A 25,613-nucleotide genomic window follows, 5' to 3' on the forward strand; every position below is an offset into this window, starting at 1 on the left:
GGGGATGCTGTCGTCGCTGCTCGATCGGCCTGTGGTGCTGCGCCGGGCGGCACTGGCCTCGCTGGTCGCCAATGTCGGGATCGTGTGCACCGGGGGGCTGGTCCGGCTGACCGGGTCGGGGCTGGGCTGCCCGACGTGGCCGCGGTGCACCGAGCAGTCGTACGTGACGACCCAGGCCATGGGGCACCACGGGATCATCGAGTTCGGCAACCGGACCCTGACGTTCGTGCTCGGGCTCATCGCCGTCGTCGCGCTGCTCGCCGCGTGGCGCCAGCGCCGCCGGGTGCCGGGCCTGCTCGCGGCGGCGGTGTGGATGATGGCCGGGATCGCCGGGCAGGGCGTCCTGGGCGGGATCACGGTGCGCATGGCGCTCAACCCGTGGACCGTGATGGCGCACTTCCTGGCCTCGATGCTGCTGATCGCCCTGGCGTACGTCTTCTGGCACCGCACCCGGGACGTGCCGCCGCGCTGGACCGCGCCGGCCGCGATCCGCACCGCCGGGATCCTGGTCACCGCCGTTTCCGCGGTGGTGCTGGTGCTCGGCACGATCGTGACGGGCAGCGGGCCGCACTCCGGCGACACGAAGGCCGCCCGCACGGGGTTCGACCCGGCCACCGTCTCCCAGCTGCACGGCGACGCCGTCTTCGTGCTCGTCGGGCTGACCCTGGCGATGTGGCTCGGGCTGCGCGCGCTCGGCGCACCGCTGCGGGTCACCCGCGCCGCCGGGCTGCTGCTGCTGGTCGAGCTCGGCCAGGGGGTCGTCGGCTTCGTGCAGTACTTCACCGGGCTGCCCTGGCCCGTCGTGCTGCTGCACATGCTGGGCGCGTGCCTGGTGTGGACCGCCACGCTGGGACTGCTCCTGTCGGTGACGCCCCGCAAGGAACCCGCCAGGCAACCGGCGCCGGTCTACGAGGGCCACTCCGAGGCGAGCACCGCGTAGAGCAGGTCGTCGGTCCACTCGCCCTTCCAGTAGCTCGCCCGCACCAGCAGGCCCTCACGGCGGAAGCCGAGCCGCTCCAGCAGCCGGGCCGAGCGCTCGTTGCGGGCGTCCAGGGACGCGTGCACCCGGTGCAGGCCCTCCTCGACGAGCAGGTGCCGCACGACCCGGCCGACGGCCTCGGTCGCATAGCCGTGGCCCTGATGGGCCGGCGCGAACGTGAAGCCGATCTCCGCCTGCCGCCCGCCGTCGCCGCGGTTGACGCCGACGTCGCCGAGCAGGAGCCCGGTGTCGCGGCCCTCCACGGCGTACTGGAACCAGCCCTCCCGCTCGGGGTCCAGGTGCGCGGTCTCGGTGACGAACGCGAGGGCGTCGCCGAGCGGGTAGGGGGCGTCCCAGGACTGATACCGGGCGACGTCCGGGTCCGAACGGTAGGCGGCGAGGGCGGCGGCGTCACCCGTGTGGAACCGCCGTAACAGCAGCCGGTCTGTCTCCAGGAGCACGCACGAAGTGTAGTGCCACGGACGCCGCGAGCAGAGCGATCACCGACGATACGATCAACCGCACGATGAACACGTGCGGGCCGCCGTAGGCCAGGGACGCGGTGACGAACGCGCCGGCGGCGAACACCTCGACCGCCACCGACCAGAACAGCAGCGGCCGCCTCGGCACGAGCGGCGGCGGCCCGTGCCACTCGCGGATCAGGTGCCGGCGCCCCACGTACCAGAGGAACACCGGCAACAACAGCAACGCTGCGTAGTCGCTGACGTCGCGGACCGTGCGCCACGACGCGATCACGCCGGGGACGGGGTGGGTGACCAGGTCCCACAGCAGGTGGCTGGCGTCGCCGAGCAGCGCCGAGACCGCCGTGACCCACCACGGGTGCCGCACCCGGCGCAGGGCGCCGTACTCGCGCAGCGACCCCGGCAGGTGCGCCGCGACGGCCGGCGCGCCGAGGCGGATCAGCCACGCGACGAGCACCGTGACCGGCAGGCCCCACCAGAACATCGCGGCGACCGTGTGGCTGCGCACGATGACGGCGCCACCCAGCGCGTAGGCGATGTCGGGGGCGGTCGCGCCGACGGCGAGGGCGACCCCGTCGAACCAGCGCGGCCGCCACAGCTTCAGCGGCAGGACGGCAAGGGGATGTGTCGGGAGCGTCGCGGGCACGCCGCCGACACTGCCGCAGCGCGGGCCCGAACCGGCGGGCCTGCACCGGACCCCCACAAGACCTTCACGGGTGCCGTTCGTCCTCCGACCGGGTCACGCAGAACTCGTTGCCGGCCGGGTCGAGCAGGACCGCCCAGCCGCCGCCGTCGTCCTGCCGGTGGTCCGCGGCGAGGACCGCGCCGAGCGTGATGAGCCGGTCGATCTCGGCGTCCCGGAGACGGTCGCCGGGCTGCAGGCACACGTGCACCCGGTTCTTCAGCGTTTTCGGCTCCGGTACGGCCTGGAAGTACAGCCTGGGACCCTCGGACGGCTCGATCACGACCTCGCCGTCGCCCGGGGCGCAGTCCGGGTGGACCGGGTGGCCGATCACGCCCGCCCAGAAGCTCGCGAGGGCATACGGGTCGGCGCAGTCGAAGGAAACGTTACGGATGAACGACACCATGGACCGCACCTTAAGCGTAGAAAATCCGCGAACGCCATATCATTGCCGTGGTGTAAATTCATCTGCACGTTCTTTGGTGACAGATCTTTCATGTGTAACTCTTCTGCAATGGGGCAACAGGAACCGCTGATCATGCAGATCTACTGCCGCCTGGAAGTCGCGGTCAATGACCCTGACGTCATCGCCAAGCTGGCCGGGCAGCAGCTCCGCGAGGCGGATATCGACTGGTCACGCAAGGAGGAGGACCTCGAAGAGGCGGTCCACCAACTCGAGTCCGACCTGCAAGAGGCATTGGCCTGCGTCGTTGAGCAGAACCGCATGACCGAGCATCTGCCCGGGGTCGAGCCGCGCGGTGGGCTGGTGTTCACGACGTTCGGCAAGCCGGACGACCGCTTCCGCCCGGGCTTCACCGACTTTCTCTGAGCCGCTAGAACGGGTAGGGGGCGATCGTGCCGCGGACCGTGATCCACCGCAGGTCGGTGTAGGCGTCCGCGTTCGATCCGCCCCCGGCCCGCGAGCCCGTCCCCGAGTCTCGGACCCCGCCGAAGGGCGCGACCGCCTCGTCGTTGACCGTCTGGTCGTTGACGTGCACGATCCCCGTCGGGATCCGCTCGGCGAGGGCCAGGCCGCGCATCGCGTCGCCGGTGAGGATGCCCAGCGACAGCCCGTACTCGGAGTCGGCGGCGAGCGCGACCGCCTCGTCCTCGGTGGAGAACCGCACGACCGGCGCGACCGGGCCGAAGATCTCCTGCTGGTAGGCGGGCGCGTCGGCGCCGACCCGGTCCAGGACCGTCGGGCGGTAGAACAGCCCGTCGTAGGTGCCGCCGGCGGCGAGCCGGGACCCGTCCCCCACGGTCGCCTCCACCAGGCGGTGCACCTTGTCGCGCTGGCCGGCGTCGATGAGCGGGCCGAGCGCCACCTTCGCGGTGTACGGGTCGCCGACCGGCAGGGCGTCGGCGTGCGCGGCGAGGCGCTCGACGTACTCGTCGGCGATGGAGGCGTGCACGAGGTGCCGCCCCGCCGTCATGCAGATCTGCCCGGAGTGCAGGTAGGAGCCCCACGCCCCGGCGGACACCGCCAGGTCCAGGTCGGCGTCGGGCAGCACCACCAGGGCGGAGTTGCCGCCGAGCTCCAGGTGGACCCGTTTGAGGTGGCGCCCGGCGAGCTCCGCGACGGCCCGGCCGGCGGCGGTGGAGCCGGTGAACGCGATGACCCTGGTCGCGGGGTGCGCGACGAGCTCGGCGCCGACGTCGGCGCCGCCGGGCAGGACGTGCAGCAGCCCGTCAGGCAGGCCGGCCTCGCGCAGCAGCGCGGCGATCGCGAACCCGCCGCCGACGGCGGTACGCGGGTCCGGTTTCAGCACGACCGCGTTGCCGACGGCGAGCGCCGGCGCGACGGCGCGGATCGCGAGGATCAGCGGGAAGTTGAACGGGGCGATGACGCCGACGACCCCGACCGGCGACCGCCGGGCGAGGCTCAGCCGGGGCAGCGCGCTGGGCAGGATGTCGCCGAGCGGCCGGGACGCCAGCGCCGCCGCCTCGTAGCACTCCTGCGCCGCGACGTGCGTCTCGACGCCCGCCTTCGCGGGCACCGACCCGGCCTCCCGGACCAGCCACTCCTGCACGTCCGCGGCCCGCGACTCGAACAGCGTGCCGGCGCGGCGCAGCACCCCGGCCCGCTCCTCGAAACCGGTCGCGGCCCAGGCGGGCTGGGCGGCGGCGGCCTCGCGGCAGGCCCGGTCGACGTCGCCGGTCGAGGCGAGCCCGACCCGGCCGAGGACGGCACCGGTCGCCGGTTCGACGACGTCACGGAGACCGGCGCCCAGCGGACGCCCGTCGAGCAGTTCAGTCATGACTTCCTCACGAGTTTCGCCTGTTGGATGTGGGTGTACACGCGGCCGCGGAGCTCGGTGAAGCGGTGCTGCGCCCGGGTCCGCAGCTGGTCGCGCTCGTCGGGCAGGTCCACGTCGAGGGTGTCGAGGATCGTCGTCGGTGACGCCGACAGCACGATGACCCGCTGCCCCAGGTAGACGGCCTCGTCGATGTCGTGGGTGACGAACAGCAGGGTCACGCCGAGGCGCCGCCACACCTCGCGGATCAGGTCCTCCAGGTCGGCGCGGGTCTGCGCGTCGACGGCCGCGAACGGCTCGTCCATGAGCAGCACCTTCGGTTCGAACGCGATGGCGCGGGCGATCGCGACCCGCTGCTGCATGCCGCCGGACAGTTGCCACGGGTAGGCGTCGCGGGCCTCGGCCAGCCCGACGGCGGCGAGGGCCTCCTTGACCAGGCCGGGCTTGCGGGGGCCGGACAGCGGCAGCCCCACGTTCTCGTGCACGCGCAGCCACGGGAAGAGGCTGCGGCCGTACTCCTGGAACACCACGGCGAGACCGTCCGGCGGGCCGTCGACGAGCCGGCCGGCGACCCTGACCTCACCGGCGGTCGGGCGCAGCAGCCCCGCGACGCACCGCAGCAGCGTGGTCTTGCCGCAGCCGGACGGGCCGACGAGGCAGGCGAACTCGCCGTCGTCGAGCTTGAACGTCAGGTCCGCCAGGGCCTCGACCCGCCGGCCCTGCCCGTCGTACACCTTGCGCAGCCCGCTGACCTCCAGCATCACCACTCCTTCTCAGCGGCTCGCTGCCCGTGGTACCACTTGAGCACCGGCCGCTCGACGAGCCGGAACACGCCGGCGAGCCCGACGCCGAGCAGGCCGAGCAGCAGCACGCCGCTCCACATCTCCGGGATCTGGAAGCCGCGCTGGAACTGCACGACGGTGAACCCGAGGCCGCTCTGCGCGGCGAACATCTCGCTGATCACCATGAGGATCACGCCGATCGACAGGGCCTGCCGGGCGCCGGTCACGATCTGCGGCGAGGCGGCCCGCAGTACCATCCGCCGCACCGGCGGGATGCGGTAGACCGCGCAGGTGTCGGCGAGCACCCCGTCGACGGCGCGCACCCCCTCGACCGTGTTGAGCAGGATCGGCCAGACGCAGCCGGACACGATGACGAGCACCTTCATGAGGTCGCCGATCCCGGCGATCAGGATCAGAATCGGCACCAGCACCGGCGGGGGAATGGCCCGCATGAACTCCAGGACCGGCTCGACCGTCTCCCGCACCGCCGGGTGCCGGCCGATGACGACGCCGGCGGCGACACCGAGCAGCAGGGCGATCGCGTAGCCGGCGGCGAGCCGGGCGAGGCTGGGCAGCACGTCGTCGGCGATGCGCGGGCCGAACCAGGTGTCGCCGAACGCGACCAGGATGGTGCGCAGCGGCGGGCGGTAGAAGTCCTTCGAGCCGGCGGACAGCACCCACCAGCCGGCGAACAGGACCGCCGGCAGCGCGAAGATCGTCAGTATCCGCACGACCGGCTTCATGCGGCGACCCGCTGCGACGGGTGCCAGCGCAGCAGCCGCCGCTCCCCCGACCTGGTGGCGAGGTTGACGGCGACGCCGAGCAGGCCGGTGACGACGACGAGGGCGTACATGGCGGGCACGGCGCCGCTGCTCTGCGCGACCGCGATCTGCTTGCCCAGGCCGGGCGTGCCGATGATCAGCTCGCCGGTGATCGTCAGGATCAGCGCGACCGACGTGGCGAGCCGGATCCCGGTGACGGTGTACGGCAGCGCCGTCGGCCACACCAGCGCGCGCAGCCGCAGCCACCGCGACAGGTGCAGGCTGCGGGCCGTGTCGCGGGCGACCGGGTCGATGTCGGCGACGCCGTGCAGCACCTGGACGAGCACCTGCCAGAACGACGCGTACACGACCAGCAGCAGCGTCGCGGTGCGGCCGGTGCCGTACAGCAGCACCGCCAGCGGGATCAGCGCGACCGACGGGATCGGCCGCAGGAACTCCACCGTTGAGGCGGTCAGCGCCCGCAGCAGCGGCACCGAGCCGATGAGCATCCCGGCGGCGACCCCGCCGGCGACCGCGATGGCCAGCCCCAGCGCCCACGTCTGCAGGGTGTCCAGCAGCGCGGACCAGAACGCGCCGTGGCGCACCTCCTCGCCCAGGGCGGTGGCGATGCGGCTGGCGGGCGGCAGGTACCTGGCCGGGACGAGCCCGAGCCGTGGCGCCACCTCCAGCAGCGCCACGAACCCGGCGGCACCGAGCAGGCCCCTCACGGCAGCAGTTCGTCCAGCGCCGGCGCCTTATCCAGGAGCTTGTCCTGCACGGCGAGGTCGGTCAGGGTCTGCACCGACGCCTTGTTGATCTCCGCGGGCCAGGCCGGCAGCGTGATCTTCGCGGTCACGTCGGCGGCGATCTGCGTGTACGTGCCGATGATCGCCCGGACCTCGTCGGGGTGCGCGGCGGCGTACGCGAGCGACTCCGCCATCGCCTCCTTGAACCGCTTGACCAGGTCGGGGTTCTTGGCGATGAGCTCCTGCGAGGTGAAGTACGTCGCGACGGTGAGGTCGGCGGCGGCGTCGACGTAGTTGGAGGCGACGAGGCGGGCACCCTGCGCCTTCGCGGCGGTGACGAACGGCTCGACGACCCAGATCGCGTCGACTCGGCCGGCGGCGAGCGCGGCCGGCTGGTCGGGGAAGCCGAGCTCGACGAACTTCACCGTCGCCGGGTCTCCCCCGGCCTTGCGGACCGAGGCCCGCACGGTGGTGTCGCCGATGTTCTTGAGCGTGTTGACGGCGACGGTCTTGCCGGCGAGGTCCTTCGCGGACTGGATCGGGCTGTCGGCCTTGACGAGCACACCGCCGAAGTCGGCGCCGTCCTTGCCGGTCGAGGCGACGCCGTTGCTGACCATCTTGATCGGCAGCCCCCGGGACTTCGCCAGGATCAGCGAGGTCACGTTGCTGAAGCCGAACTGGAACTGGCCGCTGACGACGCCGGGCACGATCGCCGCGCCGCCCTGGCTGGTCGACAGGGTGAGGTCGATGTTGCGGCCGCTGAAGAAGCCCTTCTGCTTGCCGAGGTAGATGGGTGCGACGTCGACGATCGCGATGACGCCGGCGGCGACCTTGTCGGGCTGGCCCGGTGCGGCGGGGGTGGGCGTCCCGGTGCTGGAGTTGCCGCCGCACCCGGCGGCGGCGAGCAGCAACGCGGCGGACAGTGGGATGACGGCGAGGCGGCGCATCGAGGCTCCATCCGGAATTGGTTGTTCGGATGACGAACTTCTGTGCGTTCAGCGAAATCTTTGCCGACCGTAGAACGCTTGACGCCCGGTTCGCAAGGTTTCTACGCTTCCGTTCTGAGAACATCTGTTCGCTATGCGAACATGTCGTCGGCAGGGGGTGGCGTGGCCGAGCTGATGTCACTGCCCGATGCCGTCGCCGCACTGGTCCATGACGGGGACACCGTCGCGCTCGAGGGCTTCACCCATCTCATCCCCGTCGCCGCCGGGCACGAGATCATCCGCCAGCGCCGCCGCGACCTGACCCTGGTCCGGATGACGCCCGACCTCGTGTACGACCAGATGATCGGCGCCGGCTGTGCCCGGAAGCTGATCTTCTCGTGGGGCGGCAACCCGGGCGTCGGTTCGCTGCACCGCTTCCGCGACGCCGTCGAGCGGCAGTGGCCCGGCCCGCTCGAGCTGGAGGAGCACAGCCACGCCGGGATGGCCAACCGGTACGTCGCCGGCGCGTCCGGGCTGCCGTTCGCCGTCCTGCGCGGCTACCGGGGCACCGACCTGCCGGCGCAGACCACGACCGTGCGGCCGATCACGTGCCCGTTCACCGGCGAGATCCTCACCGCAGTGCCGGCGCTCAAGCCGGACGTGACCGTCGTGCACGCCCAGCGCGCCGACCGGCGCGGCAACGTCCAGCTGTGGGGCATCACCGGCGTGCAGAAGGAGGCGGTCCTCGCCGCCCGCCGCAGCCTCGTCACGGTCGAGGAGATCGTCGACACCCTCGACCCGCGCCCCGGCGCCGTGGTCCTGCCGTCCTGGGTGGTCACCGCCGTCGCCGCCGCGCCCGGCGGCGCCCGGCCCTCCTACGCGCAGGGCTACTACGACCGCGACAACGACGCCTACCGGTCCTGGGACGCCGTCAGCCGCGACCGTGCCGCGTTCACGGCCTGGCTGGAGGCGCTGTGACGGACCGCACCATGTGGTTGGAGGCACCGTGACGGGCTTCACCGCCTCGTTGGAGGCACCGTGACGGGCTTCACCGCCTCGTTGGAGGCACCGTGACCGGCCGCGCCGCCTCGTTGGAGGCACCGTGACCGGCCGCGCCGCCTCGTTGGAGGCACCGTGACCGGCCGCGCCGCCTCGTTGGAGGCACCGTGACGGGCTTCACCGCCGACGAGATGATGGCCGTTGCCGCGGCCCGCGCGCTGCGGGGGCGCACCGCGTGCTTCGTCGGGATCGGGCTGCCGAGCCTCGCGGCCAACCTCGCCCGCCGCACCGGCGACCCCGACCTCGTCCTGGTCTACGAGTCCGGCACGATCGGGGCCCGGCCGACCCGGCCGCCGCTGTCCATCGGCGACGGCGAGCTCGCCGAGACCGCCGACACCGTCGTCAGCGTGCCCGAGATGTTCAACTACTGGCTCCAGCCGGGCCGCATCGACGTCGGGTTCCTCGGCGCCGCCCAGATCGACGAGCACGCCAACATCAACACGACGGTCATCGGCGCGTACGACGCACCGTCCGTCCGGCTGCCCGGCGCCGGTGGCGCGCCGGAGATCGCCGCGTCGTGCCGGGAGGTGTTCGTGGTGCTCCGGCAGAGCGCCCGCACGTTCGTGCCGAAGGTCGACTTCCGCACCTCCGTCGGCCACGGCGACGGCCCCGGCAGCCGCGCCGCCCTCGGCCTGCCCGGGCGCGGGCCGGTGCTGGTCATCACCGACCTCGGGATCCTGGCCCCCGACCCGGCGACGTCCGCGCTGCGGCTGACCCACCTGCACCCCGGGGTCACCGTCGAGCGGGTCCGCGCCGCGACCGGCTGGGACCTCGCCGTCGCGCCGACGCTGGAGCACACCCCGCCGCCGACCGCCGCCGAGCTCGCGGCACTGCGCGCGCTGGCGAGCGGCTCGCCATGATCCGCCAATGTCGGTCTTCGCCCCGCGGCATGTCGATAGAGTCGGACCGCGCGACACTGCAGCCGAGCGTGAAACCTCCAGGGCGAGCATGAAACCTCCGGGATGGGCATGAAACCGACCGCATCGAGCTTGTTTGACGGCGTCCTGGCCCGCGGCGAGGTCGCCGCGGCCGTCGGCGACGACGCGTGGCTGACCGCGATGCTCCAAGTCGAGGCGGCCCTCGCGCAGGTGCAGGCGTTCAGCGGGCTGATCCCGCAGGCCGACGCCGACGCGATCGCCGGCTGCGCCCGGGCCGAACGCTTCGACGCGGCCGACCTCGGCGCCCGCGCTGCCGCCAGCGGCAACCCCGTCGTGCCCCTCGTGGAGACGCTGCGGGTGCTCGCCGGGCCCGCCGGGCCGTCCGTCCACCTCGGCGCCACCAGCCAGGACATCCTCGACACGGCCGGGATGCTGATCGCCGCGCAGGCGCTGCGGCCGCTGCTCGCCGACCTCGCCGCCTGCGCCGAGCAGGCCGCCCGCCTCGCCCGCGAGCACCGCGACACCCGCATGATCGGCCGCACGCTGCTGCGGCAGGCGGTGCCGACCACGTTCGGGCTGAAGGCCGCCGGCTGGCTCAGCGGCCTCGACGCCGCCCGCCGGCGCCTGGAGCAGGTGCGGCGGGAGCGCCTCGCGGTCCAGCTCGGCGGCGCCGCCGGCACCCTCGCCCCGTTCGGCGACGAAGGGCCCGACGTCGTCGAGGGCCTCGCCACGCTGCTCGGCCTCGCCGAGCCGGTCCTGCCCTGGCACACCGAACGCACCCGCGTCGCGGAGCTCGCCGGTGCCCTCGGCGCCGCCGCCGGGGTCGTCGCGAAGGTCGCCCGGGACCTGACCCTCATGGCGCAGGACGAGGTCGACGAGGCCTCCGACAGCACCCCGGGCGGCTCGTCGGCGATGCCGCACAAGCGCAACCCGATCGCCGCCGTCTGCGCCCTCGGCTGCGCCGCCTCCGCACCCGGGCTGGTCGCCAGCCTCCTCGCCGCCATGGCGCACGAGCACGAACGCGCCGCCGGCGCCTGGCACGCGGAGTGGCGGCCGCTGCGCGAGCTGCTCGTCTGCACCGGCTCCGCGGCGTCGTGGCTGCGGGCCGCGCTGGAGCGGCTGCTCGTGCACCCCGACGTCATGCGCGCCAACCTCACGCGGGGTCTGAGCGGCGCACAGTCCGACGAGTCTCCGGATGCCGCGGGTGTACTGGTGGACCGCGCGCTGCAGGCGCACGCGAAGGGCTCCTGATGGAACCCGGTGCTGAGCGCGGTGCTGAGCGCGGCCCGGACTTCGTGCAGTCCCTCGAGCGGGGGCTCGCGGTCATCAAGGCCTTCGACGCCGCCCGGCCCGAGCTGACGCTCACCGAGGTCGCCGCCGCGACCGGCGTGACCCGGGCCGCCGCGCGGCGGTTCCTGCTGACCCTCGGCGAGCTCGGGTACGTGCGCAACGACGGCAGGCAGTTCTCCCTCACGCCCAGGGTCCTGGAGCTCGGGTACGCCTACCTGTCGGGCCTGTCGCTGCCGGCCGTTGCCGAACCCCACCTGGAGTCCCTCGTCGCCGAGGTCAACGAGTCCTCCTCGGTGTCCGTCCTTGACGGCGACGACATCGTCTACGTCGCCCGCGTGCCCACGTCACGGATCATGACGGTGACGATCAGCGTCGGGACCCGCTTCCCCGCCTACGCGACGTCGATGGGCCGGGTCATGCTCGCCGGCCTGCCACCGCAGGACCTGGAGGCGTACCTGGCGAAGGTCCGCCTGGAGCGCCTGACCGCCCGCACCGTCACCACCGCGGCGGCCCTGCTCGCCGAGATCAACCGGGCGCGGTCGCAGGGGTGGGCGCTCGTCGACCAGGAGCTGGAGGAGGGCCTGCGCTCCGTGGCCGCCCCGATCCGCGACCGGACCGGCAGGACGGTGGCGGCGCTGAACATCTCCGCCGCGGCGAGCCGCAACTCGATCGAGTCCATCCGGCGCACGTTGGTGCCGCCGCTGGTCGCCACGGCCGCCCGCATCGAGGCCGACCTGCCCGCCCGCCGCTTCTGAGTGCTGCCGCCGCCCGGCTCTCGTGAGCCTCAGGCGGTCCTGCCGAAGACCCGGGTCGCGCCTTCCGCGGCGGCGATCTCGTCGAGCCGGGCCGGGTCCGTGCACAGGATGATCGACGCGCCCACCGACAGCGGCGCGAGGAACCACTTCACCGGGTGCTCGTGCTCGGTGGCGTCCACGACGACCCGGTCGCCGGCGCGCAGGTCCTGCATGCCGGCGATCTCGCGGGCGATGCCGCCCCACTGACCGTAGGTGGTGCCGTCGCCGCTGGCCGCCGAGCCGGTCCGCACCAGCGCGGGCGCCGGGACGTCCGCCGGGAACGGCGCGACCGCGGCCTCGAAGTCGCGCCAGCCGATGACGTCGCGCGGGTCGCCGGAGTCCCCGCCGCCGAACACGAAGCGATGCGGCGCCTCGGGGATGTCCTCCAGCCACGAGCCGAGCCGCTCCCGGGCGGCGAACACCACGTCGAACGGCACCCCCGCGTCCGGGCCGACGGCGGGCAGCCCCGCGGTCGCGGACAGGTGGAACGACACCGTCAGCCCGAGCGACCACGCGCCGAGCAGGGCCGCGGCCGTGCGCCAGTGCGGCAGCAGCAGCACCGCGGCGCGGCTGCCGGAGCCCAGGCCGCAGTCGTGCAGCAGCCCCGCGGTGCGGGCCGACCAGCCGCCGAGCTCCGCCGCGGTCAGCGCGGTGCGCCTGCCGTCCGCGTCGTGGTGCGTGAGCAGCGGCACGTCGACGCCGGCGGCGCCCGCACCCGCGGGCCGCGACAGCTCAGAGGCTCCGGTCACCGGACCACCGTAGCGGCAGCGGGCTCACAGCAGCGTGACGGACTCCGAACGGGCGATCTCCGGTGCCGTGGGCGGCAGCGACTCGTACTTCTTCAGCAGTGCGTGCACGACGAAGATGTACGGCGTCTGCGAGATCAGCCCGGTGACCGTCGCGGTGACCCTCGTGCAGCCCTTCCCCGGTGGGACCGACTGCCACGTCCAGCCCGGCTGCGGCCCGATCAGCAGCTCCTGCGACATCCACGTCAGCTGGTACTCCAGCAGGCTCGGATCGCCGACGTTCCACCAGCTGACGGTGGCGGACGTGGTGCCGGGGACCACCGACGCGCCGTTGATGACGCCGGGCCGGACCACGCCGGTGCACTCGGTCGGGCTCATGCTGGGGGTGGGGTAGCTGCGGCTGACCTTCGGCAGCGGCGAGATCGACGCGAGGGGGCCGCGGACCGGGGCGCCGGCGGACGGGTCGACGGACGGGTCGACGGCGTCGCCCTTCGAGTACACCGTCTTCTGCGGCAGGTCGAGGACCTTGCCGTCCTGTTTCGCCCCGCCACCGCCGGCGTCGCCGCCGCCGAGGCCGGGCAGCACGCTGCAACCCGCCACGCCGGCGAGCAGTGCCGAGGCCAGGACGAGGGCCGCGCAGAGCCGCCGCTTCACATGGGGTTCATCGGCGGCCCGGGCCCGCTTCTTAGGTCGCCTCGATCGTGCCCGTGCCCACGAGGACGAGCAGGAGGGTGCCGAGGGCGACCCGGTACACGATGAAGACGGTGTAGGTGTGCCGCGCCACGAACTTCAGCAGCCACGCGACCGCCAGGTAGCCCACGGCGCCGCTGACCAGGGTCGCGGTGATCGTGGCCGGCCAGCCGACGCCGGTGGCGATGTTGTCGTGCTCGTCGGCGATCTGCAGGACCCCCGCGGCGAGCAGCGCCGGGATGGACAGGAAGAACGACAGCCTGGTGACGGTGACCCGGTCGAAGTCGCGCAGCAGACCCGCCGACATGGTCGCCCCCGACCGGGAGACGCCGGGGATCAGCGCCAGGGCCTGGGCGGTGCCGATGATGAGGGTGTCCTTCCACGTCACGTCGGCCTCGTGGCGCTGCTGGGTGGCGGCCCGGTCGGCGAACCACATCACCCCGGAGAACGCAATCAGCGCCCCGCCGACGAACCACAGGCTGCGCAGCGTGGTCTCGATCTGGTCCTTGAACAGCAGCCCGATGATCGCGACCGGGATCGAGCCGAGGATCACCGACCAGCCGAAGCGGTAGTCGGCGTCGTCGCGGCGGGACCGGTCGAACAGCCCCCGGAAGAACGCGGGCACGATCCGGGCGATGTCGCGGCGCAGGTAGAACGCGGTCGCGAGGACGGCACCGGTCTGGATGATCGCGGTGAAGGCGGTGATGTCGGGGTCGTCGATCGAGTACCCGAGGAGCTTCTCGAGGATGGTGAGGTGGCCGGTGCTGGAGATCGGCAGGAACTCGGTCAGCCCCTCGACGGCACCGAGGAGGATCGCCTCGAAGATGTTCACGCGCTGCCCGGGTGCTCGGCGCGGGGCGCGGGCAGGCGGTCGGCGATCGCGGCGGCGAGCCGGTCCGGGGCGTCCGCGGCGGTGGTCAGGAACAGCGACGGCTCGGTCAGCTCGACCTCGATGACGACGGGGTCGCCGGACGCGGCCGGCAGCAGGTCGACGCGGGCGTAGAGCAGGCTGGCCCGGTCGAACGGCAGCGCCGCCAGGACCCGCTCGGCGAGGGCGTGCTCGGCCGGCGACGGCGTCCTCGGCGTGATGGTCTCCTCCTGGTACAGCGTCTCCACGCCCTCGTCGGGTCCGGTGAGGATGGCGCCCTTGCGGATCGCGTGACTGTACCGGCCGGCGATGAACAGCAGCGCCGTCTCCCCGGCCGTGTCGACGTCGGCGAGGTAGGGCTGCACCATGACCAGCCGCCCGGCCGCCTGCAGCCGTTCGATGTGGGCGGTGGCGAGGCCCGCCTGCTCCGGCAGCCGGTAACGCCCGGTGTCGACGCTGCCGACGCTCACGGCCGGCTTCACCACGATCTCGGCGGCTGCGGTGTCGCCGGTGTCCAGGTGTACGGGGTCGCCCGGCTCGATCCACGTGGTGGGGACGATGGGGATGCCCGCGTCGGCGAGCTGGCGCAGGTACCGCTTGTCGGTGTTCCAGGCGATGACGTCGGCGGCGTTGGCGAGCTGCGGCACGGAGCCGGCCCAGGCGGTGAACTCCGACCGGCGTTTCGGGTAGTCCCAGGTGTTGCGCACCACGGCGAGGTCGAACGCCGACCAGTCGACGGCCGGGTCGTCCCAGACGGCCGGGACGGCGGTGATGCCGGCGGCGGCGAGGGCCGGGACGAGGCTCTGGTCGTCGGGGTCCAGCTCAGGCAGCTCGGCACAGGTAACGAGAGCGACCCGGGCAGCTGCCCGGGTCGCGGAATATGACTGTTCGATGATCACTCAGCGAAGATAGGCGAACCTAGCGGGAAAGGACACGCCGCCCCATGGAGCGCCACAGATCGTTGCTGGGCCGCATCTGCTCGAGCAGCTCGCGCTCCCAGGCGTTCTCGATCGTGACACCGGCCTGCGCGCAGGCGGAGCGCGCAATGTCGGTGCCCTCGGCCATCTGGTCGCCCCAGACGCCGTCCTCCCCGACCAGCACGATGCGGGCACCGCGCCGGCCGACGTACTCGATGACTGCCTTGGCGCCGCCGTGGTCGTCCGCGAAGGACTTGATGCCGGAGATGAGGCTGCCCGGCACCGGGCGGCTCAGGGTCATCGTCGTATCGGAACCATCTGCCATGACGGCCACACTAAAGGGGTAACCCGCCACTCGTGGGTGAACCAGGCCCCTGTTGTGATCGTAGTTACTGACAGGTTTAGTTCACCGGGCGTTCGTTTTGCCCCGACAGAACCCGTTAAAACCGGATATTCGGGTGCTCATTTCCTACTCAGTTTGAGAGATGTGCATCACGCCGAGTAGGGCGGCGCGCGGTGTGCCAAAAATTCGGGCGTTTCCAGGTTAAGTCCCGCTTAGGTCCACATTTCGCAGAGATCAAGTCGGGACCGATGCGCAACTGATGTGGGCCCTCGTGCAACGGAACTACTGGATGAAGACGTCTACTCCGATCGCCACGCACAGCAGCGTGAGATACGTGACCGACCAGTGGAACAGCCGCATCGGCTTGAGCGGCTCGCCGCGGCGTGCCCGGCCGTCCAGCCGGTGGGCCTCCAGCAGCAGCAACGCGCCCACGATGACGGCGACGGCGCCGTAGACGGGCGTCATCCCGAACGGCCACAGCGCCACCGAGGCGGCCACCGTCAGCCAGCTGTAGATCACCGTCTCCAGGCCGACGCGGCGCATGCTGGCCACGACCGGCAGCATCGGGATGCCGGCGCGGGCGTAGTCGTCCTTGAACTTGATCGCCAGGGCGTAGAAGTGCGGCGGCTGCCACAGGAAGACCACGGCGAACATGACCCAGGCCGGCCAGGCCAGCCCGCCGGTGACCGCGGCCCAGCCGATCAGCACCGGCGCCGCGCCGCACGCGCCGCCCCACACCGTGTTCTGCGGGGTGGTGCGCTTCAGCCACAGCGTGTAGACGAGGTCGTAGTAGGCGATCGCGCCGACGGTGAGCAGCGTCGCCAGCAGGTTGGTGAACACGGCCATCAGCACCGTGGACAGCGCGGCCAGGACCAGTCCGAAGATCAGCACGGCCCGCGGGGTGATGCTGTGCGTGGCCAGGGGCCGGCGGGAGGTGCGCTTCATCAGCGGGTCGATGTCGCGGTCGATGTAGCAGTTGAGCGCGTTGGCGGCGCCGGCGGCGAGCGAGCCGCCGACCAGCACCACGGCGATCAGCCACAGCGACGGCACGCCGCGCTCGGCCAGGAGCATCGCCGGGACGGTCGTGATGAGCAGCAGCTCGACGATGCGCGGCTTGGTCAGCGAGACGTAGGCCTTGACGACGGCGCCGAGCCGGGCGCGCCGGCCGGCCGCATGCTCCTGCTGCGCCCGGGCCAGTGCCGCTGCCGTCGTGGGACGGACCGGCGTGGATGCGTCCGCCGCCGTGCTCTGGGGGACCGCCGCACGGTCGACGAGCTGCGTCACGTCTGGGTAGCCACCTTCCGGCATCGGCCGCACCTGGGACACCGCCTGCCTTGAGGCCCGGCCGGGAGACGGCGCGGGAGGGGACACGGCGGAGCCGAGGGTCCCGCCGAGACCGGCGGGCTCTCGCATCCTAGAACAGGATCAACGCAGGCCAGACGCGACCCCGGTCACCCGCCGTGGCACCGTCCCGCTTGCGGTGGCGCGCAGCAAAAGTTTCGCGCAGGGCTGAACCGATCAAGGTTTGCCGCCCATCTCACACATCCTCGCAGTCGCGTGGCCGTGGGGCCTGCGGCGGGCATCGACTACCGTTGCCGCAGGCAGTGTCGCCGATGTCCGAAAGATGGTCGACTGCGCGTGGGGCTACCCGTTCGTGGGTAGGGTCGATCTGAACAGCACCCTGCAACATCCCCTCTGGCAAACCTCGTTCGACAGGAGCAGCACAGCCGTGAGCGCTGAAGAGGTCAAGGATCCCGAGCTTTCCTGGTCCGACGTCGACCGGCGGGCCGTCGACACGGTGCGGGTCCTCGCCATGGACGCCGTCGAGAAGTCCGGCAACGGCCACCCCGGCACGGCGATGAGCCTGGCACCCGCGGCCTACCTGCTCTTCCAGAAGGTCATGAGGCACGACCCCACCGACCCGAACTGGATCGGCCGCGACCGCTTCGTGCTCTCCTGTGGACACTCGAGCCTGACTCTGTATATCCAGCTGTATCTCTCGGGCTACGGCCTGAGCCTCGACGACCTCAGGTCGCTGCGGCAGTGGAACTCCCTGACGCCGGGCCACCCCGAGCACGGGCACACGTCCGGTGTGGAGACCACCACCGGCCCGCTCGGCCAGGGCCTCGGCAACGCGGTCGGCATGGCGATGGCGGCCCGCCGCGAGCGCGGCCTGTTCGACCCCGAGCCGGCCACCGGTGAGAGCCTGTTCGACCACCACGTCTACGTGCTGTGCTCCGACGGCGACATCGAGGAGGGCATCAGCCACGAGGCCAGCGCGATCGCCGGCCACCAGAAGCTGGGCAACCTCGTCGTCATCTACGACGACAACGAGATCTCGATCGAGGACGACACCAAGGTCGCCAAGAGCGAGGACGTCGCCGCCCGCTACGAGGCGTATGGCTTCCACGTGCAGACCGTCGACTGGCGCGCGGGCCACGACGCCGGCGACGGCGTCTACACCGAGGACGTGCCGGCGCTGTGGGCCGCGATCCAGGCCGCGAAGGCCGAGACGAGCCGCCCGTCGTTCATCGCGCTGCGCACGATCATCGGCTGGCCTGCCCCGAAGAAGCAGAACACCGGCAAGATCCACGGCTCGGCGCTCGGCGCCGACGAGGTCGCCGCGACCAAGCACATCCTGGGCTTCGACGCGCAGCAGACCTTCGAGGTGTCCAACGAGGTCCTCGCGCACACCCGCGCCGCCATCGAGCGCGGCCGCGAGCTGCACGCCAAGTGGGACAAGGGCTTCGAGTCGTGGAAGGGCACCGCCGGCGACCGTGCCGCCCTGCTGGAGCGGCTCTTCTCCGGCCAGCTGCCGGTCGGCTGGGAGAAGGCGCTGCCGGAGTTCCCGGCGAGCGAGAAGGGCATCGCCACCCGCAAGGCCTCCGGTGACACGCTCGGCGCGCTCGCCGCGGTCCTGCCGGAGCTGTGGGGCGGCTCGGCCGACCTGGCCGAGAGCAACAACACCACGATGGAGGGCGAGCCGTCGTTCCTGCCGCCCGAGTTCGCCACGAAGGTGTTCCCCGGCAACGAATACGGTCGCACGCTGCACTTCGGCATCCGCGAGCACGGCATGGGCGCGATCCTCAACGGCATCAAGCTGCACGGCCCCACCCGGCCCTACGGCGGCACGTTCCTGGTGTTCTCCGACTACATGCGGCCCGCGGTGCGCCTCGCCGCCCTCATGAAGCTCCCGGTCGTCTACGTGTGGACGCACGACTCGATCGGCCTCGGCGAGGACGGCCCGACGCACCAGCCGGTGGAGCACCTGACGGCGCTGCGCGCGATCCCCGGCCTGTCCGTGGTCCGCCCGGCCGACGCCAACGAGACCGCGTGGGCGTGGCGGCGGGCCCTGGAGGTCACCGACCACCCGGTCGCCCTGGCGTTGAGCCGGCAGAACCTGCCGACCCTCGACCGCACCGAGTTCGCGCCGGCGGCCGGCACCGCCAAGGGCGGCTACATCCTCAAGGACGCCTCCAACGGACAGCCGCAGGTGATCATCATCGCCACCGGCTCCGAGGTCCAGCTCGCCGTCGGCGCGCAGCGGCGCCTGGAGGAGGAGGGCACCCCGACCCGCGTCGTGTCGATGCCCTGCCAGGAGTGGTTCATGGAGCAGGACCTGGCCTACCGCCAGCAGGTCCTCCCGACCGGCGTCAAGGCCAAGGTCACCGTCGAGGCCGGCATCGCCATGTCGTGGCAGCACATCCTCGGCGACCACGGCGTGGCCGTGAGCATCGAGCACTACGGCGCGAGCGCCCCACACACGGTGCTGTTCGAGCAGTTCGGCTTCACCGTCGACAAGGTCGTCGCGGCCGCGCACGCCTCGCTCGCCAAGGTCGGCGAGATCACCGGCACCACCACCGGTAGCTGAGCCACCGGTTACTGAGTAAGAGGAGCACTGCGATGAGTTCCGATCGGCTGGCCGAGCTCTCCGCCGCGGGTGTGGCGGTATGGCTCGATGACCTCTCCCGGCAGCGACTGAGCAGCGGCGGCCTCGACAAGCTGCGCATCGAGCAGCACGTCGTGGGCGTCACCACCAACCCCACCATCTTCGCCAAGGCGCTGTCCTCCGCCGAGGACTACGCCGACCAGGTCAAGGACCTCGCCCTGCGCGACGCACAGGTCAACGAGGCGATGCGCACGCTCATGACGTATGACGTGCGCTGGGCCTGCGACGTCATGCAGCCCGCCGCCGACGCCAGCAAGGGCATCGACGGCCGGGTCTCCATCGAGGTCGACCCGGGCCTCGCCGCCGACACCGCCCGCACCATCGCCGAGGCGAAGGCGCTGTGGTGGCTCGTCGACCGGCCCAACCTGTTCATCAAGATCCCCGCGACCAGGGAAGGCCTGCCGGCGATCACCGCCGTGCTCGCCGAGGGCATCAGCGTCAACGTGACCCTGATCTTCTCCCTGGAGCGCTACGAAGCCGTCATGAACGCGTTCTTCGCCGGCCTGGAGCAGGCGAAGGCCAACGGCCACGACCTGACCAAGATCGGTTCGGTCGCGTCGTTCTTCGTGTCGCGTGTCGACTCCGAATACGACAAGCGCCTCGACAAGATCGGCTCCGAGGAGGCGAAGGCGCTCAAGGGCAAGGCCGCGATCGCCAACGCCAAGCTCGCGTACAAGAAATACGAGGAGCTGTTCTCCTCCGAGCGCTGGCAGGCCCTCGCCGACGCAGGCGCGCAGCCGCAGCGGCCGCTGTGGGCGTCGACGTCGACGAAGAACCCCGAATACCGCGACGTCATCTACGTCGAGGAGCTCGTCGCGCCCGGCACGGTCAACACGATGCCCGAGTCGGTCATCCACGCGTTCGCCGACCACGGCGAGGTCCGCCTCGACGCGATCACCGGCTCCTACGCGGACGCCCAGAAGGTCATGGACGCCCTCGCCGCAGTCGGCATCGACTACGACGACGTCGTGCAGGTCCTCGAGCGCGAAGGCGTCGAGAAGTTCAGCGTCAGCGGCAACGAGATGATCGAGACCGTCCGGTCGGCCCTCGAAGGCGCCAAGTAAGGCCCGCAGTTTCAGTAGGCTGGTCACCTGGTCGGTCATCTTTGGAGGGTGCGGGTGCCTGATCTTCTCGACGACGTCACCGCGGCGGCCGGACTCACGGTGTTCGGCGCCGCGGCCGTCGCCGGTGCGATCGGCGCCCGCGCCACCCTCCCCGACTGGTCCCCCGACTACGACGTGGTGCCGCGGGTCGGCATGCTCCGCGCGGAGCTGCGGGCCCTCGGCCTCGACCACGTCGTCCTCGCCTGCGGCGGCGCCGAGGGTCACGCCGGCGGCGCCGACGGTGGCGCCGGGGCCCTCGCCGCCGAGGCGATCACCCGCACCCTCGGCGTGCCGCTCACCGTCCTTTCCGGCACCGACCCGCACGCGATCGCCGCCGCCGTCGCCGACCGGCTGCACCGCACCGTGGTCGTGCTGACCTCGACGTCGCCCAGCTCCACGCCTCTGGCGACGGACAGCCACCGCCGGGCCTACCTGCAGGCGTTCGAGGATCACGGGATCCATGACCTCGGCCGCCGGTTCGTGTTCGTCACCGTGCCCGGCTCGCCCCTCGCGACGACCGCCCTGGAGATGGGCGCGCAGCTGTTCCTCGCCCAGCCGGGCGCGCTGTCCGCGCACACGCTGGTGCCCGCGGGTCTGGCCGGCGCCGACATCGGCGACCTCGTCGAGCAGGCGTTCGCCCTGGCGGAGCCGCCGAGACGCACATCGGCGCCGGCCGGGTTCGCACTGCCCGCCACCGGCTTCGCCCCGGCCCTGCCGACGCCCACCGGCCGCCGCCCGGCCGCCGCGGTCCCCGCCCCGCGCAACCCAGGACTCCCGGCCACATTGCCGCGCCCGCCGCGCCTCCGGCCACGCTGCCGCACCCGCCGTGCCTCCCGGGATCGCCCCCGCGCAGGTCACGGCTTCCGGCCTCGGCGCGGCGCCGCCGTCGCCCACGAGCTTCGGCGCGGCGCGGGACACGACTTCCGGCGAGGGCCATCCCGCGGAGCCGTTCGAGCATCCGGCCGTCGCGCTGGGCGCTGCCCTTGCCGGTGCCGTCGCCGCGGGGCGGGACAAGTTCGCCCTCGCGCCCGACGGCAGCGGGATCGTGGGGCTCGGCGAGTGGGTCGCCGCCCTGCTCACCGCCGCCGGGTCGCGGGCCGTCCCGGTCGTGCTGGAGACGCCGAGCAGCTGGGGGCACGAGGGGCCCGACGTGCTCAGCGTGACCGTGGGCGGCGCCCTTGTCCCGGGCGTCATGCCCGGCGGCGGCATCGCCCCCGACCTCGCCGTCAACGGGCCGCTCGGCGCGCAGCTGCTCGCCTGGGAGCAGGCCCTGACCGTCGCCGGTCTCATCGACCCGGCCGTCCCCGCCGGCACCGGCGGCGGGTCGTCCTCCCAGGAGGGCGTCCTGCGGGTGCTCGACACCGGGCTGCCGCCGCAGGCGCCCGCGTTCGCCGACGGGGCCGTCGAGGTCCACACCGCGCCCGACCCGCACGGCTCCCCCGAGCTTCGCGGCGGCGGCGGCGGCGCGGCGACCCTGACCGGGGTCCTCGACGGGTTCGCGCGGGCCGTGCCGCCCGGCGCGACCCTTGCCGTGCACGCATACCTCGACAGGACCGGTGACGCCGCCGCCCTCGGCGTGCGGACCGGACTCGCCGGCAGGGTCGACCGGGCCGTGACGTTCGCCTGGGGCGGGGCACCGCTCCAGGCCGCTACGGGCGTCGGGCGCGCCGGCGGTACACCTGCCGCAGCGACCATCCAGATCACCGGCGCGGTCACGGAGGACCTGCGAGTGCCCGGGCGCCCTTACACGTTCGGCGATCTGCAGGCCGCCGAGGCTGCCGACGACCGGCAGGCCCTGCTCGACCGGGGCCAGCCGGTGCTGCGACTGCACCTGACCGACCGGACTTCCGGTATCGACCAACTGTTGGCCGCCCTCGGAGGGTGAGTGTGATGACCAATCCCTTGCGGGACCCGCAGGACCGGCGACTGCCTCGGATTCCCGAGCCATGTGCGCTGGTCATCTTCGGTGTCACCGGTGACCTTGCCCGCAAGAAACTCATCCCGGCTGTCTACGACCTGGCCAACCGGGGACTGCTGCCGCCGAGCTTCGCGGTGCTCGGCTTCGCCCGGCGCGACTGGGGCGACGGCGACTTCGAGGACCTCGCCCGCAAGGCCGCCCAGAGCGGCGCCCGCACCGCGTGGCGTGAGGAGGTCTGGTCCCGCCTCGCCGGCAACATCAAGTTCGTGCCCGGCTCGTTCGAGGACGACGCGGCCTTCGACCACCTGGCGCAGACCCTCAACGACCTGCACGACGAGTCGGGCATCCCCGGCAACGCGGCGTTCTACCTGTCGATCCCGCCGTCGGCGTTCCCGGTTGTGCTCAAGCAGCTCGAGCGCACGGGCATGTCGGACAACGCGAGGTCCGGCGGCTGGCGGCGCGTCGTGGTCGAGAAGCCGTTCGGCTACAACCTGGCCACCGCCCGGCAGCTCAACGACCTCGTCGACGACGCGTTCACCGCGCAGGACGTGTTCCGCATCGACCACTACCTCGGCAAGGAGACGGTCCAGAACATCCTGGCGCTGCGCTTCGCCAACAACCTGTTCGAGCCGGTGTGGAACTCCAACTACGTCGACTCGGTGCAGATCACGATGGCCGAGGACGTCGGCATCGGCACCCGCGCCGGGTTCTACGACACCGTGGGCACCGCCCGCGACGTCGTGCAGAACCACCTGATGCAGTTGCTTGCCCTGGTCGCCATGGAGGAGCCGACGGCGTTCGACGCGACCGCGATCCGCACCGAGAAGCTCAAGGTGCTCAACGCGATCACCGTGCCGACCGACGTGTTCATCAACACGGTGCGCGGGCAGTACCTCACCGGCTGGGTTGCGGGCGAGCGCGTCCCCGGCTACCTGGAGGAGAAGGACGTCCCGGCGGAGTCGAAGACGGAGACGTACGTGGCGATGCGCCTCGGCGTCCAGAACCGTCGCTGGGCCGGGGTGCCGTTCTACGTCCGCGCCGGCAAGCGCATGCCGCGCCGCGTCACGGAGCTCGCGATCTCGTTCAAGAAGGCCCCGCACCTGCCGTTCCACCAGACGGACGTGGAGATGCTCGGGCACAACCAACTGGTCATCCGCGTCCAGCCCGACGAGGGCGTGATGCTGAAGTTCGGCTCGAAGGTCCCCGGCACCACGATGGAGGTCCGCGACATCGCGATGGACTTCCAGTACGGCGAGGCGTTCACCGACGCTTCGCCCGAGGCGTACGAGCGGCTCATCCTCGACGTCCTCGTCGGCGACAAGACGCTGTTCCCCGACTCGGCGGAGGTCGAGGCGAGCTGGAACGTGATCGACCCTCTGGAAGAGGCGTGGACGGGTTCGACACCGGAGCCGTACCGGGCCGGCGAGTGGGGTCCCCGAGCAGCCGACGAGATGCTGGCCCGCGAGGGCCGCGCCTGGCGCCGGGCCTAGTGGGGGGAGATTCGTCATGATCGGACTTTGGGACACCACCGGCATCGAGGTCGTCAAGGCCCTGGCGAACGAGCGGCGCAGCGCCGGCGGGCTCACCAGCGGCCTCGCCCTCACGCTCGTCGCCGTCGTCGACGAACGCCAGGTCCGGGAGGCGGAGGCGGCGGCGACCATCGCCGCGTCCGCGCACCCGTGCCGGCTGCTCATCATCGTGCGCGCCGACGTCACCCAGCAGCGGTCCCGCCTCGACGCGGAGATCGTCGTCGGGGGCCGGCTCGGCCCGTGCGAGGCCGTCGTCATGCGCATGCAGGGCCGCCTCGCGCTGCACGCCGAGTCGGTCGTCATGCCGCTGCTCGCCCCGGACGTGCCGGTGGTGACGTGGTGGCAGTGCACGCCGCCGGAGCGGATCGCGTACGACCCGCTCGGCGTGGTCGCGGACCGCCGCATCACCGACAGCGCCCAGGCCGCCGATCCCGTCGGCAACCTGCGCGTCCGCGCCGACGACTACGTGCCCGGCGACACCGACCTGTCCTGGTCGCGGATCACCCCGTGGCGCACGCTCCTCGCCGGCGCGTTCGACGCGACCCGGGTCGGCGTCAAGGCGATCGAGATCATCGCCCCGGACACCGACCCGACGGCGCCGCTGCTCGGCGGCTGGCTCGAGGCCCGCCTCGGCGTCCACCCGACCCGCCGCACCGGCACCGGCAAGATCATGGAGGCGGTGAACCTGGAGCTCGCCGACGGCAGCACCATGAACCTCATCCGCGACCTCAACGCCGGCATCGCCACCCTGCAGCGCACCGGCCAGTCGGACCGGACCCTGCCGCTGAGCCGCCGCCCGCTCGGCGAGGAGCTCGCCGAGGAGCTGCGCCGCCTCGACCCCGACCAGCCGTACGCGGCGGCACTCGCGGCCGCGACCGGCCGGCGCAGCCTCGACGAGCGGCTCGCACCCCGCGTCCACATCTGGAAGGACCCGGCGCTCGCCGAGCGTCCCGAAGCCACTCCCCCTTCGCTGGAGCCTGTCCCTTCATGACCCGTCACCCGGTCGTCATCCACGACGGCCCAAAGCTGCTCGCGGAGGCCACCGCCGCCCGCCTGATCGTCCGGCTCACGGACGCGCAGGCGGAGCGGGGCGTCGCGTCCCTCGTCCTCACCGGCGGCCGCATCGCCGCGCAGATCTACGCCGCGGTCCGCGACAACCCGGCCCGCGACGCGGTCGACTGGTCCCGGGTCGACTTCTGGTGGGGAGACGAACGCTTCCTGCCGTCCGGCGACCCCGACCGCAACGAGACCCAGGCCCGCGAGGCGTTCCTGTCCGCGCTGCCGGTCGACCCCGCGCGGATCCATCCGATGCCCGCCTCGGACGGCCCCCACGGCACCGACGCGGCGGCCGCCGCGCTTGCGTACGCGGCGGAGCTCGGCACCGCCGCTTTCGACCTGGTGCTGCTCGGCGTCGGGGAGGACGGGCACGTGGCGTCGGTCTTCCCGGGTCACCCGGTGGGCGCCGACCCGCGGCCGGTCGCGGACGTGCACGACAGCCCGAAGCCCCCGCCGGTCCGCATCACGCTCACCCTGCCGACGCTGAACACGGCGGCGGAGGTGTGGCTGCTCGCGTCGGGCTCCGGCAAGGCGGACGCGGTGCGGGAGGCGCTGACCGGCTCCCCGGCCACGCTGCCGGCAGCGAAGGTGCACGGCCGGGAGCGGACCCTGTGGCTCACCGACACCGACGCCACCAAGTCCCTTCCACCACGCTCGTAAGCTGCGGCGTCTGCTCGGCTTTGATCGGCAGGAGCCTGTGCCCTCGTGGCCACGGCTTCCTGCCGATCGAGCTTGCGCCGCCCGCCCGCGTTGCTGCCCGAACCGCCTGGCCGCCGCTCGGACAGGAAGGCGTCCCTCCACACGGCTCGACCGCAGCGTCCGCGTCCAAGTGCGAGTCGGACACGGGCTGCGGCGAAGAT

General features: G+C 72.5%; 26 protein-coding genes. 12 read left to right on the forward strand and 14 right to left on the reverse strand.

Going from position 1 to position 25,613, the window contains the following annotated elements; all coding sequences use genetic code 11:
- Positions 1-4 precede the first annotated feature (4 nt).
- Positions 5-940, forward strand: a complete 936-nt coding sequence (locus OHA72_RS62520) for a COX15/CtaA family protein (protein WP_327011919.1) — start codon at positions 5-7, stop codon at positions 938-940.
- Here OHA72_RS62520 and OHA72_RS62525 read toward each other — a convergent pair.
- The 3 genes from OHA72_RS62525 to OHA72_RS62535 all read right to left on the reverse strand — a co-directional run bounded on the left by OHA72_RS62525 (position 907) and on the right by OHA72_RS62535 (position 2,549).
- Complete coding sequence (locus OHA72_RS62525; protein WP_327005465.1) at positions 907-1,440, reverse strand: GNAT family N-acetyltransferase; 534 nt, start codon at positions 1,438-1,440, stop codon at positions 907-909. The genes OHA72_RS62520 and OHA72_RS62525 overlap by 34 nt on opposite strands.
- On the reverse strand, positions 1,391-2,107 hold the full coding sequence (locus OHA72_RS62530) for a DUF4184 family protein (protein WP_327005466.1): 717 nt from the start codon (positions 2,105-2,107) through the stop codon (positions 1,391-1,393). Before OHA72_RS62530 ends, OHA72_RS62525 begins: the two co-directional genes overlap by 50 nt.
- Before the next feature lie 64 nt (positions 2,108-2,171).
- Complete coding sequence (locus OHA72_RS62535; protein WP_327005467.1) at positions 2,172-2,549, reverse strand: VOC family protein; 378 nt, start codon at positions 2,547-2,549, stop codon at positions 2,172-2,174.
- 108 nt (positions 2,550-2,657) lie between these two features.
- On the opposite strand from OHA72_RS62535, the gene OHA72_RS62540 reads away from it, so the two are divergent.
- Positions 2,658-2,972: a hypothetical protein gene (locus OHA72_RS62540; protein ID WP_327005468.1), complete on the forward strand. Its 315-nt coding sequence runs from the start codon at positions 2,658-2,660 to the stop codon at positions 2,970-2,972.
- A gap of 4 nt (positions 2,973-2,976) precedes the next feature.
- Here OHA72_RS62540 and OHA72_RS62545 read toward each other — a convergent pair whose 3' ends face one another.
- The 5 genes from OHA72_RS62545 to OHA72_RS62565 are packed head-to-tail and all read right to left on the reverse strand — an operon-like array spanning position 2,977 to position 7,634.
- Complete coding sequence (locus OHA72_RS62545; protein WP_327005469.1) at positions 2,977-4,401, reverse strand: benzaldehyde dehydrogenase; 1,425 nt, start codon at positions 4,399-4,401, stop codon at positions 2,977-2,979.
- Entirely contained in the window at positions 4,398-5,159 is a 762-nt protein-coding gene (locus tag OHA72_RS62550) for an ABC transporter ATP-binding protein (protein ID WP_327005470.1), read from the reverse strand. Before OHA72_RS62550 ends, OHA72_RS62545 begins: the two co-directional genes overlap by 4 nt.
- Positions 5,159-5,911, reverse strand: coding sequence for an ABC transporter permease (locus tag OHA72_RS62555; protein ID WP_327005471.1), 753 nt, complete (start codon positions 5,909-5,911; stop codon positions 5,159-5,161). Before OHA72_RS62555 ends, OHA72_RS62550 begins: the two co-directional genes overlap by 1 nt.
- A gap of 8 nt (positions 5,912-5,919) precedes the next feature.
- The gene (locus tag OHA72_RS62560) at positions 5,920-6,669 is read right to left on the reverse strand and encodes an ABC transporter permease (RefSeq protein WP_327005472.1); all 750 of its coding nucleotides are present in this window, start codon (positions 6,667-6,669) and stop codon (positions 5,920-5,922) included.
- Complete coding sequence (locus OHA72_RS62565; protein WP_327005473.1) at positions 6,666-7,634, reverse strand: ABC transporter substrate-binding protein; 969 nt, start codon at positions 7,632-7,634, stop codon at positions 6,666-6,668. Before OHA72_RS62565 ends, OHA72_RS62560 begins: the two co-directional genes overlap by 4 nt.
- A gap of 162 nt (positions 7,635-7,796) precedes the next feature.
- Here OHA72_RS62565 and OHA72_RS62570 point away from each other — a divergent pair, with 162 nt between their 5' ends.
- The 4 genes from OHA72_RS62570 to OHA72_RS62585 all read left to right on the forward strand — a co-directional run bounded on the left by OHA72_RS62570 (position 7,797) and on the right by OHA72_RS62585 (position 11,595).
- Positions 7,797-8,591, forward strand: a complete 795-nt coding sequence (locus OHA72_RS62570; RefSeq protein WP_327005474.1) for a CoA transferase subunit A — start codon at positions 7,797-7,799, stop codon at positions 8,589-8,591.
- 188 nt (positions 8,592-8,779) lie between these two features.
- On the forward strand, positions 8,780-9,532 hold the full coding sequence (locus tag OHA72_RS62575) for a CoA-transferase subunit beta (protein ID WP_327005475.1): 753 nt from the start codon (positions 8,780-8,782) through the stop codon (positions 9,530-9,532).
- A gap of 129 nt (positions 9,533-9,661) precedes the next feature.
- Complete coding sequence (pcaB, locus tag OHA72_RS62580) at positions 9,662-10,801, forward strand: 3-carboxy-cis,cis-muconate cycloisomerase (protein WP_327005476.1); 1,140 nt, start codon at positions 9,662-9,664, stop codon at positions 10,799-10,801.
- Positions 10,801-11,595: an IclR family transcriptional regulator domain-containing protein gene (locus OHA72_RS62585; RefSeq protein WP_327005477.1), complete on the forward strand. Its 795-nt coding sequence runs from the start codon at positions 10,801-10,803 to the stop codon at positions 11,593-11,595. Before pcaB ends, OHA72_RS62585 begins: the two co-directional genes overlap by 1 nt.
- Before the next feature lie 29 nt (positions 11,596-11,624).
- Here the strand turns inward: OHA72_RS62585 and OHA72_RS62590 are convergent, their stop codons facing one another.
- The 6 genes from OHA72_RS62590 to OHA72_RS62615 all read right to left on the reverse strand — a co-directional run bounded on the left by OHA72_RS62590 (position 11,625) and on the right by OHA72_RS62615 (position 16,482).
- Positions 11,625-12,383: a TIGR03089 family protein gene (locus tag OHA72_RS62590; RefSeq protein WP_327005478.1), complete on the reverse strand. Its 759-nt coding sequence runs from the start codon at positions 12,381-12,383 to the stop codon at positions 11,625-11,627.
- A 24-nt stretch (positions 12,384-12,407) separates the two neighbouring features.
- Positions 12,408-13,034 carry a hypothetical protein gene (locus tag OHA72_RS62595; protein WP_327005479.1) on the reverse strand — a complete coding sequence of 209 codons (627 nt, stop codon included), beginning with the start codon at positions 13,032-13,034 and terminating at the stop codon, positions 12,408-12,410.
- A gap of 31 nt (positions 13,035-13,065) precedes the next feature.
- Positions 13,066-13,902 (reverse strand): undecaprenyl-diphosphate phosphatase, encoded by an 837-nt coding sequence (locus OHA72_RS62600; protein WP_327005480.1) that lies wholly within the window; start codon positions 13,900-13,902, stop codon positions 13,066-13,068.
- Entirely contained in the window at positions 13,899-14,834 is a 936-nt protein-coding gene (locus OHA72_RS62605; RefSeq protein ID WP_442788801.1) for an ATP-grasp domain-containing protein, read from the reverse strand. Before OHA72_RS62605 ends, OHA72_RS62600 begins: the two co-directional genes overlap by 4 nt.
- A gap of 22 nt (positions 14,835-14,856) precedes the next feature.
- Positions 14,857-15,180, reverse strand: coding sequence for a hypothetical protein (locus OHA72_RS62610; protein WP_327005481.1), 324 nt, complete (start codon positions 15,178-15,180; stop codon positions 14,857-14,859).
- A gap of 300 nt (positions 15,181-15,480) precedes the next feature.
- On the reverse strand, positions 15,481-16,482 hold the full coding sequence (locus OHA72_RS62615) for a heme o synthase (RefSeq protein ID WP_442788468.1): 1,002 nt from the start codon (positions 16,480-16,482) through the stop codon (positions 15,481-15,483).
- Between the two features lie 529 nt (positions 16,483-17,011).
- On the opposite strand from OHA72_RS62615, the gene tkt reads away from it, so the two are divergent.
- The 6 genes from tkt (at position 17,012) to pgl (ending at position 25,413) form a co-directional block, all read left to right on the forward strand.
- On the forward strand, positions 17,012-19,069 hold the full coding sequence (gene tkt / locus OHA72_RS62620) for a transketolase (RefSeq protein ID WP_327011922.1): 2,058 nt from the start codon (positions 17,012-17,014) through the stop codon (positions 19,067-19,069).
- A 32-nt stretch (positions 19,070-19,101) separates the two neighbouring features.
- Positions 19,102-20,211 (forward strand): transaldolase, encoded by a 1,110-nt coding sequence (gene tal, locus OHA72_RS62625; protein WP_327005482.1) that lies wholly within the window; start codon positions 19,102-19,104, stop codon positions 20,209-20,211.
- Between the two features lie 865 nt (positions 20,212-21,076).
- Positions 21,077-22,135, forward strand: coding sequence for a hypothetical protein (locus OHA72_RS62630; protein WP_327005483.1), 1,059 nt, complete (start codon positions 21,077-21,079; stop codon positions 22,133-22,135).
- A gap of 5 nt (positions 22,136-22,140) precedes the next feature.
- On the forward strand, positions 22,141-23,658 hold the full coding sequence (gene zwf, locus OHA72_RS62635) for a glucose-6-phosphate dehydrogenase (RefSeq protein WP_327005484.1): 1,518 nt from the start codon (positions 22,141-22,143) through the stop codon (positions 23,656-23,658).
- Positions 23,659-23,674: 16 nt separating this feature from the next.
- On the forward strand, positions 23,675-24,688 hold the full coding sequence (locus tag OHA72_RS62640) for a glucose-6-phosphate dehydrogenase assembly protein OpcA (protein WP_327005485.1): 1,014 nt from the start codon (positions 23,675-23,677) through the stop codon (positions 24,686-24,688).
- The gene (gene pgl, locus OHA72_RS62645) at positions 24,685-25,413 is read left to right on the forward strand and encodes a 6-phosphogluconolactonase (RefSeq protein ID WP_327005486.1); all 729 of its coding nucleotides are present in this window, start codon (positions 24,685-24,687) and stop codon (positions 25,411-25,413) included. Before OHA72_RS62640 ends, pgl begins: the two co-directional genes overlap by 4 nt.
- The last annotated feature ends 200 nt before the right edge of the window (positions 25,414-25,613 follow it).

Source organism: Dactylosporangium sp. NBC_01737, from assembly GCF_035963215.1.
GTDB lineage: Bacteria > Actinomycetota > Actinomycetes > Mycobacteriales > Micromonosporaceae > Dactylosporangium.